This is a genomic window from Actinomycetospora sp., assembly GCF_055612215.1.
Genome location: NZ_JBVPVA010000665.1, coordinates 1 through 11,786, shown reverse-complemented (window position 1 = coordinate 11,786; position 11,786 = coordinate 1). Strand labels below are relative to the sequence as shown.

General features: G+C 75.4%; 13 protein-coding genes. 7 read left to right on the top strand and 6 right to left on the bottom strand.

The features are described from left to right. The coding region (locus tag AC0CYZ_RS18285) for an SDR family NAD(P)-dependent oxidoreductase (protein ID WP_472217877.1) at positions 1-611 on the bottom strand (611 nt) is incomplete at its 3' end. A gap of 107 nt (positions 612-718) precedes the next feature. Between AC0CYZ_RS18285 and AC0CYZ_RS18280 the strand changes: the two genes are divergently transcribed. Next, positions 719-1,375: a TetR/AcrR family transcriptional regulator gene (locus AC0CYZ_RS18280; RefSeq protein ID WP_472217875.1), complete on the top strand. Its 657-nt coding sequence runs from the start codon at positions 719-721 to the stop codon at positions 1,373-1,375. 18 nt (positions 1,376-1,393) lie between these two features. On the opposite strand, the gene AC0CYZ_RS18275 is transcribed toward AC0CYZ_RS18280, so the two are convergent. After that, complete coding sequence (locus tag AC0CYZ_RS18275; protein WP_472217873.1) at positions 1,394-2,188, bottom strand: ATP-dependent DNA ligase; 795 nt, start codon at positions 2,186-2,188, stop codon at positions 1,394-1,396. Positions 2,189-2,369: 181 nt separating this feature from the next. Between AC0CYZ_RS18275 and ku the strand changes: the two genes are divergently transcribed. Beyond that, entirely contained in the window at positions 2,370-3,410 is a 1,041-nt protein-coding gene (gene ku, locus AC0CYZ_RS18270; protein ID WP_472217871.1) for a non-homologous end joining protein Ku, read from the top strand. A 108-nt stretch (positions 3,411-3,518) separates the two neighbouring features. Here the strand turns inward: ku and AC0CYZ_RS18265 are convergent, their stop codons facing one another. Next, entirely contained in the window at positions 3,519-3,746 is a 228-nt protein-coding gene (locus tag AC0CYZ_RS18265; protein ID WP_472217870.1) for a cation transporter, read from the bottom strand. 217 nt (positions 3,747-3,963) lie between these two features. On the opposite strand from AC0CYZ_RS18265, the gene AC0CYZ_RS18260 reads away from it, so the two are divergent. Continuing rightward, positions 3,964-5,073 carry a YncE family protein gene (locus AC0CYZ_RS18260; RefSeq protein ID WP_472217868.1) on the top strand — a complete coding sequence of 370 codons (1,110 nt, stop codon included), beginning with the start codon at positions 3,964-3,966 and terminating at the stop codon, positions 5,071-5,073. Here AC0CYZ_RS18260 and AC0CYZ_RS18255 read toward each other — a convergent pair. Then, the gene (locus AC0CYZ_RS18255) at positions 5,051-5,632 is read right to left on the bottom strand and encodes a TetR/AcrR family transcriptional regulator (protein WP_472217866.1); all 582 of its coding nucleotides are present in this window, start codon (positions 5,630-5,632) and stop codon (positions 5,051-5,053) included. The genes AC0CYZ_RS18260 and AC0CYZ_RS18255 overlap by 23 nt on opposite strands. Before the next feature lie 88 nt (positions 5,633-5,720). Between AC0CYZ_RS18255 and AC0CYZ_RS18250 the strand changes: the two genes are divergently transcribed. Further along, a complete protein-coding gene (locus AC0CYZ_RS18250; RefSeq protein ID WP_472217865.1) occupies positions 5,721-6,602 on the top strand; it encodes an LLM class flavin-dependent oxidoreductase in 882 nt (293 codons plus the stop codon). Here the strand turns inward: AC0CYZ_RS18250 and AC0CYZ_RS18245 are convergent. Beyond that, the gene (locus AC0CYZ_RS18245; protein ID WP_472217863.1) at positions 6,581-7,768 is read right to left on the bottom strand and encodes an MGDG synthase family glycosyltransferase; all 1,188 of its coding nucleotides are present in this window, start codon (positions 7,766-7,768) and stop codon (positions 6,581-6,583) included. The two genes, AC0CYZ_RS18250 and AC0CYZ_RS18245, sit on opposite strands and share 22 nt — an antisense overlap. A gap of 276 nt (positions 7,769-8,044) precedes the next feature. Here AC0CYZ_RS18245 and AC0CYZ_RS18240 point away from each other — a divergent pair, with 276 nt between their 5' ends. Both AC0CYZ_RS18240 and AC0CYZ_RS18235 read left to right on the top strand, forming a co-directional pair. Beyond that, entirely contained in the window at positions 8,045-9,301 is a 1,257-nt protein-coding gene (locus AC0CYZ_RS18240; RefSeq protein ID WP_472217861.1) for an MGDG synthase family glycosyltransferase, read from the top strand. Then, on the top strand, positions 9,298-10,185 hold the full coding sequence (locus tag AC0CYZ_RS18235) for a DMT family transporter (RefSeq protein ID WP_472217859.1): 888 nt from the start codon (positions 9,298-9,300) through the stop codon (positions 10,183-10,185). The genes AC0CYZ_RS18240 and AC0CYZ_RS18235 overlap by 4 nt, the downstream gene beginning before the upstream one ends. A 129-nt stretch (positions 10,186-10,314) precedes the next feature. Here AC0CYZ_RS18235 and AC0CYZ_RS18230 read toward each other — a convergent pair whose 3' ends face one another. Further along, complete coding sequence (locus AC0CYZ_RS18230; protein WP_472217857.1) at positions 10,315-10,965, bottom strand: TetR/AcrR family transcriptional regulator; 651 nt, start codon at positions 10,963-10,965, stop codon at positions 10,315-10,317. 119 nt (positions 10,966-11,084) lie between these two features. On the opposite strand from AC0CYZ_RS18230, the gene AC0CYZ_RS18225 reads away from it, so the two are divergent. Then, the coding region (locus AC0CYZ_RS18225) for a flavin-containing monooxygenase (protein WP_472217855.1) at positions 11,085-11,786 on the top strand (702 nt) is incomplete at its 3' end.

Below are 11,786 nucleotides of genomic sequence, written 5' to 3'. Positions count from 1 at the left end.
CCGGGGTGCGCGCCGGTGCTGCGCAGGTCCCAGCCGCGCTCGTCGGCGAGCCGGGCGAGGTGGTTGGTGAGCAGCAGGTCGGCGAGCTTGGACGCGCCGTAGGCGCGCATCGGGGAGTAGCGCCGGGGCACGGCGAGGTGCGCCGGGTCCACCCGGCCCAGGTACGCGGCGCCGCTCGACATCGTCGCGACCCGGGCCCCGGGCGCCCTGAGCAGCAGCGGGAGCAGGTGCACGGTGAGCGCGAACGGGCCGAGCGCGTTGCTCGCCATCTGCAGCTCGAACCCGTCCGCGGTGAGGTGCTGCTCCGGCACGGCCATGACCCCGGCGTTGTTGAGCAGCAGATCGACCCGGCGCCCGTCGGCGAGCAGACCCTCGCTGAACGCGGCCACCGAGGCCTGGTCGGCGAGGTCGAGCCGGCGCACCTCCACCTCGGCTCCGGGCGCCCGGGCGAGGATCCGCGTCCGGGCGGCCTCCCCCTTCGCCGGCGTGCGGACCGCGAGCACGACCCGCGCCCCGGCGGCGGCGAGCCGGGCGGCCGCCTCCTGGCCCGTGCCGCTGTTCGCGCCGGTGACAACGGCGGTCCGTCCGGTCTGGTCGGGGACCTCGTACATGACTGCCTCCACGAGCGTTCAACAGACCATCGGTCTGTTGTCACCGTCGACGCTAACGGACCGCCGGTCTGTTCTGCAAGGGACCAGTGGTCTGTAATCTGGGCGGCGTGACCTTCCGCCGGGCACGCAGCGACGAGCAGCGCGACGAACGACGTCGCGCGATCCTCGGCACCCTCGCGGCGATGCTGGCCGAGATGCCGGTCTCCGAGGTCAGCCTCAACGAGCTGGCCCGCCGCGTCGGCCTCGCGAAGTCGAACGTGCTGCGCTACGTGGAGTCCCGCGAGGCGGCCCTGCTCGACCTCATGCACGCCCGGGTGGCGGAGTGGCTCGCCGAGGTCGCGGGCGCCCCGGTCCCGACCGGGACCGAGCGCGAGCGCACCGACGCCCTCGCCGGTCTGCTCGCCGGCTCCCTCGTCGCCCGCCCGGTGCTCTGCGACCTGCTGGGGGCCCAGTCCGCGGTCCTGGAACGCAACGTCTCGGCCGAGCTCGCCGGACGACACAAGCACGCGCTGCTGGACGCCACCTCCGAGCTCGCCGGCATCACGCGCCGCCACGTGCCGGAACTCACCGCCGACGCCGCGTTCTCCCTCGCCGGGGCGACCATGCTCTGCGCGGGCTCGGTGTGGACGGCGTGCCAGCCCTCCGAGGCGATGACCGCCGCGTACGCCGCGGACCCGGAGCTGGCCGCGATGCGCCTCGACCTCACCGCGGCCCTCACCCAGCTCGTCGCGATCCTGACGGCGGGTCTGCTCGCGCGGGGCTGAGCCGCTCGCGGGGGACGCTCACCACAGCCCGGGCGGCTCGTCCTCCCGGCTGTGCCGGCCCCGCCCGGTCCCCGACGACGGACCGGACAGCGGCGGGGCGAGCGCGGGCCCGGGCCCGGGCGCGGGCGGGGTGTCCTCCGGCCGGTCGGGGCGCGGACGCGGCGGGACGGGCAGGTCGGCGACGATCTCGGTCGGCGTGGTCGGTTCCGGGTCGATTCCCGCGACCACCCGCACCCAGTCCTGCGGCGCCTCGGCGTCGTACGGGGTGTCCCGCCGGCGGGCCATCACCCCGGGAAGCCCCTGCTCACGCACCCCGGCCAGCAGCGCGACCCCGTCGTCGTACACCGGCGACACCTGGATGCGGCCCACCTCGTCGAGCGCCAGCCGCCCCAGGGTGGCCCGGCGCTCGTCGAGGGGGCGCTCGGTGAGCACCACGCCGTAGAGCCGCAGCACGTCGTACACCATGAAGATCGCCGGCCGGGCCCGGGCGAGGGAGCGGGCGCGGCGCGGGTCGGCCCGCCGCAGCCGGTCGACCAGCGCCAGCGACGACGGCTGCCCGGCGTCGAGCAGCACCGCCTCGCCGTCGAAGAGCCCGTCGGCCACGACGTCGGCCAGCCCCGCGAACTCGGGGAACCGCGCCGTCACGTCGTCCCCCTCGAGGGTGCGCAGGCACAACGTCCCCTGGTCGACGTCGGCCAGCAGCCGGATGCCGCTCCAGTCGACCTCGTAGCTCCACCGCCGGCCCACCGGGAGGTGGCCGGAGACCGGCTGCATCGGCCGCACCAGGCCGTCGCGCTCACCGACTCCCTGCATGCCGACATCGTGCCCTGCACCCCCGACAGTCCCGCCGCGACGTCCGCCGGCGTGTCGGGGCGCCGCGCCCAAATCGCGTGTCCGTCCGCGGATCCTGGGAGAGGAGACGCGTGTGGGGCATCCTGGAGGGACTGTGGCCGTCACGTCGGGTGACGGGCGGCGGAGCGAGGGGAGCCGCGCGATGCGCGCGATCTGGAACGGCGCGGTGTCGTTCGGGCTGGTCAACGTGCCCGTGCGGCTCTACGCCGCGACGACGAACCACGACATCCGCTTCCACCAGGTGCACGAGGTCGACGGTGGACGCATCCGCCAGAAGCGGACGTGCTCGGTGTGCGGCGAGGAGGTCGCGTACTCCGAGATCGCCAAGGGCTACGAGACCGACGACGGCCAGCTGATCATGCTCGACGACGACGACCTCGCCTCGCTACCGACCGCGAGCGGCCACGAGATCGACGTCGTGCAGTTCGTCCCGGCCGACCAGGTCGACCCCCTGCTGCTGGACAAGAGCTACTACCTCGAGCCGGAGAACAAGGCACTCAAGCCGTACTCGCTGCTTCGCGAGGCGCTGCGCGAGACCGACCGGATGGCGCTGGTCAAGGTCGCGCTGCGCCAGCGCGAGACGCTCGCCCTGCTGCGGGTCCGCGACAACGCGATCGTGCTCCAGACGATGCTCTGGCCCGACGAGGTGCGTGAGGCCGACTTCCCGGTGCTCGACAACGACGTCGAGGTCCGCCCGCAGGAGATGGCGATGGCCTCCTCGCTCATCGACTCGCTCTCCGGCGAGTTCGAGGTCTCCGAGTTCGAGGACGACTACCGCAAGGCCGTCGCCGACCTCATCGAGTACAAGCGCGAGCACGGCGGCGGCCGCCCGGCACCCGAGGAGACCGCCGCCGAGGACACCGACGACATGACCGACCTGCTCACGGCGCTGCGCCGCTCGGTCGAGGCGGCGGGCGGCCGGGCCGCGGAGACCGGGTCGGACTCGGGCTCGGGGTCGGACTCCGGGTCGGACGAGGCGCCGGCCGCGCAGGAGTCCGCCCCGGCGGCCGAGGCCGAGGCACCCGCCGAGGAGAAGTCCACGCGGAAGAAGAGCTCGTCGTCCAAGAGCGGGTCGTCGAAGAGCTCGGAGACCAAGGCCTCGAAATCCGGGTCGTCGTCGCGCTCGCGCCGCAAGAAGGCCGACGACGAGAGCACCGACGAGAAGGCGACGAAGTCCGCGTAGGTCCTCGGGCGGCGCCGTGCCGCGTGGGCGAACGGCGCCGTCCTGCCGTCGGACGGCAGCGAGGTGCCACTGCTGCCGTCGGGGCGGTGCCGTCAGGCGGGGGCCGGCTCAGGCCCGCATGTAGGCCTCGCGCCCTGGCACGTCGTAGCCCTGGTCCTCGATCGCCTCGACCACCGAGCCGAGCGCGAGGTCGTCGTCGTGCTCCACCCGCACCACGCGCTGCTCGAGGTCGACGTCGATGCCCTCCACGCCGTCGATGGGGGACAGCGCCCCCTCGATCGCGGCGCGGCAGTGGTCGCAGTGGATCTCGGGGACCGAGAGCGTGGTCGTGGCCATGTCGTCCTCCATGGGGCCGGCGGTGCGGCGGGGGTGGTGCCGGGCGTCCTGCCCGGCGTCGTCTCCCCCGCGACGGTGCCACGCCTCGGGGTCGACGTGTCGGGCACCCCGGGCGGGTGAACCGAAGGGGCGCGGCGCGCGGAGGCTCCCGAGACGGCGGCGGCGGGCAGCACCCGCCGTCGTCGGACCTCACGCGACGAACGGAATACTGAAGGACATGCCTCGACGTCGAGCCCGCGCCCTGCTGGTTGCCCTAGCGGTCGCCGGGCTGGCGCTCACGGCCTGCAGCAACGAGCCGCCGCCCACCCCGGCGCCCAGCTCTCCCTCGGCCGGGCCGGTGACCCCGACGACGGGTCTGCTCCCGCCCGGCGTCCCCACCGAGGGCACCCGTCCCGACACCCGCGGACTCCCGCTCGCCGCCGAACCGCAGTCCGCGCCCGTGCCCTCGACCCCGCCGCCGGGGCGGCAGATCCCGGTCGGCTCGGCCCCTGAGGGCGTGGTGGTCGACCCCGTGACCCGTACCGTCGCCGTCGCGACCCGCAATCCCAACAGCCTCGTGCTCCTCGACGCGGACACCGGCGCCGTGCGCACCCGCACCCCGCTGCCCGGCTTCGTGCGCCACCTCCAGCTCGCCGCCCCGGGCGGCCCGGTGCTCGTGCCGGTGGAGAGCGCGAACGCGCTGGTGCGGGTGTCGCTGCCGGGCGGGCAGGCCGCGGCGCCGCTGTTCGTCGGGACCGTCCCGCACGACGCTACCCAGGACCCGAACGGCACCGTGATGACCGCCGACGAGCTCGGCGGGACGGTGACCGCCGTGCGGGGCGACCAGGTCGTCAAGGTCTTCACGAACGCCGTGCAGCCGGCGGGCCTGGCGCCCGTCGGCGATCTCGTCGGGCTGATCGACGTGCGCAAGAACACGCTGACGACCTACGACGTGAACACCCTGCGCATCGTCGGTGAGGCCCCGTCCGGCCAGGGCCCGACGCACCTCGTCGCCGACCGGCACGGCCGGATGATCGCCACGGACACCCGCGGGAACCAGGTGCTGGTCTTCCAGCCGAGCCCCACCGGACCGCCGACCCAGGTCGGCGCGATCCCGCAGCCGGGCGGCCCCTACGGCATCACCTACGACCCGGTGCGCGACCGGGTCTACGTCGCCTCGTCGGGCACCAACCAGGTGATCGGCTACGACATGACGACCCCGCAGCCCCGCGAGGTCGCGCGCGTCCCGACGGTGCAGAACCCCTACACACTCGGCGTCGACCCGACCAGCGGCACGCTCTTCGTGGCCGGCGTCAGCGGCGGGGTCATCCAGGTGATCCAGCCCTGAGGCCCGCCAGGAGGACCCCGACGAGCCGCCGGGCGTCGTAGCCCTCGTCGTCCTCCGCCCCGGCACAGAGGTTCCCGACGGCCCGCATGAGCTCGTAGCCGCTCAGGTCGTCGCGGACCTCGCCGGCGGCCGCGGCGGCGCCCAGCAGCTCGTCGCACACCGGGACGAGCCGCTCGAGGAAGTACGCGTGGAGGGCCTCGAACCGGCCGGCGTCGCCGCGCAGCGCCCCCGCCAGCCCGTGCTTGGTGACCAGGAAGTCGACGAAGCCGTCGACCCACCGCGCGAGGGCGGCGTAGGGCGACGCGGCTTCGGCGAGGTACGCCGGGCCCGCCTGGACACAGGCCTCGACCTGGTGGCGGTAGACGGCGACGACGAGGTCGGCGCGCGTCGGGAAGTGGCGGTACACGGTGCCGACACCGACGCCGGCCCGCGCCGCGACGTCCCGCACCGGGGCGTCGACGCCCGAGGCGACGAAGGCTGCCGCGGCCGCCTCCAGCAGGGCCTCCTCGTTGCGCCGGGCGTCCGCGCGGCGGCGGGGCGCGTCCGTCCTCCCGGTCACGTCCACCCCCGAGCGTCGACAAACGGAACCAGGTTCCGTAACCTTGGCGGAACCAGGTTCCGTCTCTCCAGCATGCCAGAGGTCACCCATGTCGAGCCGCCCGAGCTTCGGGATCGCGACCGCCCCCCAGCAGGTCGACTACACCGACGTCCTGCGCGTCTGGCGCGAGGCCGACGCCCTCCCGGAGATCGAGCACGCCTGGCTCTTCGACCACCTCCTGCCGATCGGCGGGGACATCACCGGGCCGATCTACGAGGGCTGGACGCTGCTGTCCGCCCTCGCCGCGCAGACCTCGCGGCTGCGCCTGGGGCTGCTCGTCACCAGCAACCGGATCCGCCCGCCGGCCCTGCTGGCCAAGATCGCCACGACGGTGGACGTCGTCTCCGGCGGCCGGTTGGAGTTCGGGATCGGCGCGGGCTCGCGGCCGAGCATCCCGTGGGCGCGGCGCGAGTACGACGCCCACGGCCTGCCCTACCAGGACTTCTCCGACTCGGTCGGCGCCCTCGACGAGGCCTGCACGGTGATCCGGCGGCTGTGGACCGCCGACGAGCCGTTCGACTTCGCGGGCTCGCACGTGACGCTGACCGGCGCGTTCGGCAACCCGAAGCCGGTCCAGACGCCCCACCCGCCGATCCTGATCGGCGGCCGGGCGGCCTCGACGCTGCGGGTCGTGGCGAAGCACGCCGACCGGTGGAACATCCCGGGCGGCGACGTCGCGGACGCGGCCTCCCGCAGCGCGCTGCTCGACCGGTATTGCGCCGAGATCGGCCGCGACCCGGCGTCGATCACCCGCTCGATCCACCTGGGCGTCTCCTACGACGACCCCGACGCGACCCGGGCGGGGATCCGCGAGGCCCTGCACGCCGGGTTCACCCACGTCACGCTCGGGCTCCCCGCGCCGTGGCCTCCCGGGGTGGCTCGCTGGGTCGTCGAGAGGTGCCTGGGTGGCTACGCGGCCGTCACCGCCTGACGCTCCTCGTCGGCGAGCTCCAGCACGATCGCGGCGACGTCGGTCCCGGGGGTCGCCGGCCACGGCGAGAGCGGCGAGGTGGCCGCGACGCCGTCCAGGACCGTGGCCAGCCCGTCCGGGCTCGTCGGCCACGGCGCCAGCCCGGCCTGCGCGAGGACCGTGGCGTTCGCGCGGCCGTGACCGGGGATCGGGTGGTACGTCACGGCCGGCAGGTTGGCGACCAGCGCCTCGGTGACCGACAGCCCGCCCGCGTTGTGCAGCAGCACGTCCGCGGCGGCCATGAGCAGTGGGACGTCGTCGCGCCAGCCGAGCGCGGTGACCCGGTCCCGCGCGTCGAGCCGGGCGCGGAGGTCGGCGTTGCGCCCGCAGAGGACCAGCACGTGCGCCGCGGGGTTGACCAGCGCGGCGTCGACGAGGGCCGGGACGTCCCCGAGCCCGAGGGAGCCCGCGCTGATCAGGACCGCGGTCTCGTCGTCGGACAGGCCCAGCTCGCGACGGGTGTCGGCGCGGTCCGCCTCGGTGTGCGCCCGGGAGAACCGCGGGTCCACGAGCGGCCCGGCCGGGCGGACGGAGACGCCGTAGACCTCGTCCGCGGCGACGGCGCAGGCGGTGGTCACCGACAGGTGGACGTCGACGCCCGGGTGCAGCCACATCCGGTGCGGCGCCGGGTCGGTCAGGTAGCTCACCACCGGCACCGCGACGTGCCCGGCCGCCCGCATCCGGCCGAGGGTCTGGCACGAGAGCGGGAAGGTGGAGACGACGACGTCGGCCCCGGAGATCCAGCGGCGGACCGTCCGCTCGGAGCACACGAGGAAGGTCAGGACGATGGCGCGGACGAGGCCCCGGCGCTCGAGGGCGCGGAAGAGCCAGTCGAAGAACCGCGGCATGGTGTTGACGACGACGCCGTAGCCGTCGCCGATGATCACCTGACCGAAGCGCGGCAGGGCGTCGAGGTAGTCGTGCACCTCGGTCACCGCGCCCCGGGCGCGCAGCCGGGACGCGAGCTCGTGGGCGGGGCGGTCGTGCCCGGCACCCACGCGGGCGGTGAGGACGACCACGCGGGGGGAGCGCCCGCCCGCGTCCCCGTCCGGGGCGTCCCGGGCGGCGGCACGGGGACCGTGGCGCCTCCGGGAGTTGATCGACCTCGGGACGCCGAGTGCGGTCATCGGTCGTGGGGCTCCTCTCTGCTGAGGACGTCCGGCGGGCACGGGACATCCACGCCCGTGTTCTTCGCACGGGGGCCGTGACCCGCCCGTGAACCAATTGTGACCCACGGTGGATCTCGACGTCGGGACACATGATCGTGGGCCCGGACGGCGCCTCGGTGAGGCCCGGATGACACGTCGGAGAAGCCCGCGGGCGGGGGTGAACGAGGGCGCCCCGGAGCGTGAACAGTGCACCCGGACGGGTGTGCCACCGCGTGGATCGAGAGACTGGACCCCGTGACGGGGCCGCAGGACGACCGGGCGGGGAGCGTGCTGATCGTCTCCGGCGACATCGGCCAGGGCCACGAGGCCGTCGCCCGCGCCGTGCACGCGACCGTCACCCGGGACCGCCCCGACTGCGGCGTCCGCGTTGCCGAGGCCTTCGCCCGGATGGGCCACGGCTCGGGTCCGGTGTTCCGCTGGCTCTTCGAGTTCGCGGTCCGGTGGACCCCGCTGCTCCAGGAGGCCTGGTACGCGGCGGTCACCCGCTCGCGGCTCGTGCGCTGGTTCTACCGCGAGGTCATGGGCGCCTGGGTGGCCCGAGCGCTCGCCACGGACCTCGCGGGCGCGCCGACCGACGTCGTCGTGTCCACCCACCAGCTCGCCACCGCCGGGCTCGCGTGGCTGCGGCGCCGGGGGCGCCTCGACGCCCGCGTCGTCGCCGCGATCTGCGACTTCGCGCCCCACGCCTACTGGACCTACCCGGGCGTCGACCAGTACCTGGTCCCCGACGACCTGGCTCGCGAGCCCACCCGGGCGATGGACCCGGGCGCGGCCGTGACGGTCCGTTCGCCGCTCGTCGGCGCCCCCTTCGGCCCGGTCGGCGACGACGAGGCCCGTGCGGCCCGCCGGGCGCTCGACCTGCCCGACGATGCGCTGGTGGTCGTCGTGACGGCGGGCTCGCTCGGACTGGGCGGGGTGGCCGGTGCCGTGCGTGCCGCGCTCGCCGCGGACCCGCGCTGCCACGTCGTCGCGCTGTGCGGGCGGGACGAGCGGGCGCGGAGGCGGCTGAAGGCCCTGCGGGAGCGCACCGGCGCCGGTACCCGGCTGCGCATCCCCGGCTGGGTCGACGACGTGCCCACCCTCCTGGCCGCCGCCGACGTCGTCGTCAACAACTCCGGCGGCGCGACCGCCCAGGAGGCGCTCGCGAGCGGGCGCACCCTGGTGATCCACCAGCCGCTGCCCGGGCACGGCCGGGACTCCGCCCGGCTGCTCGGGACCGCCGGACTCGCGCGGACCTGCCGGCGCCCGCGTGCGCTGACCCGGCTGCTGCGCGCCTGGATCGCCGACCCCGCCGCGCTCGCCGCCGCCCACGCCCGCGCCGCCCGCTGGTCCGACCGGCACGCCCGGGTCGACCTCGCGGCCGTGCTCGGGCTGCCGGCTCCGGCTCCGGCTCCGGCTCCCGCTCCGGCGCAGACCGGGCCGGCGGTGGCGGCGGTGCCGACGGACCGCGACGACGGGCTCGGCCCGCGCCTGGTCGGGAGCGCCCGGTGAGCCCCGCGATCGCGCTGGTGACCGCGCTGCTCGGCGCGTGCGGGATCGCGACCGGCACCGTGCTGCAGCAGCGGGCCGGCCAGGAGATCGAGGAGCCGGCCTCGACGGTCGCCCTGCTCTCCCGGGTGCTGCGACGACGTCGCTGGTGGACCGGGCAGGTGGTCATCGCGATCGCCTGGTGCTCCTACGCCTTCGCGCTGCACATCGGGCCGGTCGCCCTCGTCCAGCCGGTGCTCGTCACCGGGCTGGTCTTCGGCACCATCGCCTCGGCCCGGCTGGCGCGGCGCCGGCTGGACCGCCGGCTGCTGGTCGCCTCGGGTGCGTGCGTGGTGGGGCTCGCGACGTTCCTCGCCGTCGCCCGGCCGCAGGCGCCCGCCGTCACGCCGTCACCGGTCGTCACCCCGCTGCTCGGCGCGGCACTGGTCGCCGGGACGGTCGGCGTCCTGGGCCTGCGCGGGGTCGGGTGGGGCGAGCCGGTGCGCGCGGCGCTGCTCGCGGTCGCGACCGGCGGGTTCTACGGCCTGACGGCCACCCTGTTCGCCACCGCGCTGCGCGAGCCGGGCCTCGTCGCGGCGCTGACGACGTGGCCCGCGGCGGCGGCGGTCGTCAGCGCGGCGTGCGGGTGGGCGCTGTCCCAGCGGGCCCTGCATCTCGGGCGGCTCAACGCCCCGGTGAACGCGGTGATCGGCACCACCGACCCCGCCGTCGCGGTGCTGCTCGGCGTGCTCGTGCTCGGCGAGCACGTGGCGACCGCGCCGCTCGCCCTGGGCGGGGAGATCCTGTCGGCCGCGGTCGTCGTCGCGGGGACCGTGGTCATCACCCGGCACTCCGCCGCCGTGCTGCGCGACGACCGCGCCGGCGTCCCCGCCCCGGCCTGGGGCTGAGGGGGTCCGCGTGACACTGCTGGGGGCCGTCGACGCGGACTCGGTGATCGCCGTCCTGCCCACCGTGCTGATCGTGCTCGGGTGCACGGTGCTCGCGATCCTCTTCTCGCGGGACCGCTGAGCCCCCGCTCAGCCCCGCCGCTCGAGCACCGCGACCGCGAGGTCGGTGACCGTGTCCCGCAGGCCGAGGATCTCCTCGGCGATCTGCGCCGGCTCGACCTCCTCGCGGTCGGCCGACTCGACCGCCGCGAGCACCAGCTCGTTGATCCCGCCGACCAGCGCCTGGGCGAGCGCCAGGGGCAGCGGACCGGCGCCGACGCGGCCGCCGACGCCCGCGGCGAGCGCGACCAGCTGGTCGGCGAAGCGGCGCAGCACCTCGCGGCGCGCCCGCCGCCCGGCCGGTCCCGTCGACCCCGGCTCGGTGAGCATCGCGCGGGTCAGCAACGGGTGCTCGGCCATGGCCGCGAGGTAGGCGCCGGTCAGGCCGGCGATCGCCTCGCGCAGGGACAGGCCCTGCCCGGCCACGGCTTCCGCGGCCTGGCTGATCATGTGCAGCGGGCCCTCGGCGACGACGCGGTACGTCGCGAGCAGGCACTCCTCGCGGTCGGAGAAGTGCTGGTAGAACGTCCGCTTGGACACCCGGGCCCGCGCGACGACGTCGGTGACGGTCACGCTCGCGTAGCCCTGCTCGGCCAGCAGCTCGGCCATGGCGACGAGGAGCCGCTGGCGGTGGTCCGCCGGGGCGAGCGCCGCGGCGCCGCCCGTCCGGATCGCCGACACGACCGGGGGCTCCTCGCCACCTGCCGTGTGCGCGCTCACAGTCACTGGCTTATGGTACCACCTCGTACCATGCTCGCGGCCGAGACGGTACGCCGTCGTACCAATGGGAGGCCCCGACCATGACCACCGAGACCGCGCGCCCCGCCCCCACGGCCGGTGCCGACGCCGCGGTGCCCCACCTGTCCGTCGCCATCGTCGGCAACGGCTTCTCCGGTCTCGGCACCGCGATCCGCCTGCGCCGGGCCGGCGTCGAGGACTTCCTGGTCTTCGAGCGGCACGGCGACGTGGGCGGCACCTGGCGCGACAACTCCTACCCGGGCTGCGCGTGCGACGTGCCGAGCCACCTCTACTCGTTCTCCTTCGCGCCGAACCCGGACTGGAGCCACTCCTTCTCCGCCCAGTCGGAGATCCACGCCTACCTGCAGCGGGTGTCGGCGGAGTACGGCATCGACCGGTTCACGCGCAACCACCACGAGGTCACCGAGGTCCGCTGGTCCGAGGACGACCAGCGCTGGACGGTCACCACGACGCAGGGCACCTGGACCGCCGACGCCGTCGTCCTGGGCTCGGGGGCGCTCTCCGACCCGTCGTTCCCGGACGTCCCCGGCCTCGACGGGTTCGACGGCGAGGTGTTCCACTCGGCCACCTGGCGCCACGACCTCGACCTGCGCGGCCGCCGCGTCGCCGTGATCGGCACCGGCGCCTCGGCGATCCAGTTCGTGCCCGAGATCGCGCCCGTCGTCGGGCACCTCACGGTCTTCCAGCGCACGCCCCCGTGGATCATGCCGCGGCGCGACCGCGCCTTCAGCCGCGTCGAGAAG

What these genes read in the sequence shown, in the direction of transcription:
- AC0CYZ_RS18275 (WP_472217873.1), bottom strand. Translation starts at nt 2,188, where the DNA reads ATGCAGGGAGTCGGTGAGCGCGACGGCCTGGTGCGGCCGATGCAGCCG.
- ku (WP_472217871.1), top strand. Translation starts at nt 2,370, where the DNA reads ATGCGCGCGATCTGGAACGGCGCGGTGTCGTTCGGGCTGGTCAACGTG.
- AC0CYZ_RS18265 (WP_472217870.1), bottom strand. Translation starts at nt 3,746, where the DNA reads ATGGCCACGACCACGCTCTCGGTCCCCGAGATCCACTGCGACCACTGC.
- AC0CYZ_RS18260 (WP_472217868.1), top strand. Translation starts at nt 3,964, where the DNA reads ATGCCTCGACGTCGAGCCCGCGCCCTGCTGGTTGCCCTAGCGGTCGCC.
- AC0CYZ_RS18250 (WP_472217865.1), top strand. Translation starts at nt 5,721, where the DNA reads ATGTCGAGCCGCCCGAGCTTCGGGATCGCGACCGCCCCCCAGCAGGTC.
- AC0CYZ_RS18245 (WP_472217863.1), bottom strand. Translation starts at nt 7,768, where the DNA reads ATGACCGCACTCGGCGTCCCGAGGTCGATCAACTCCCGGAGGCGCCAC.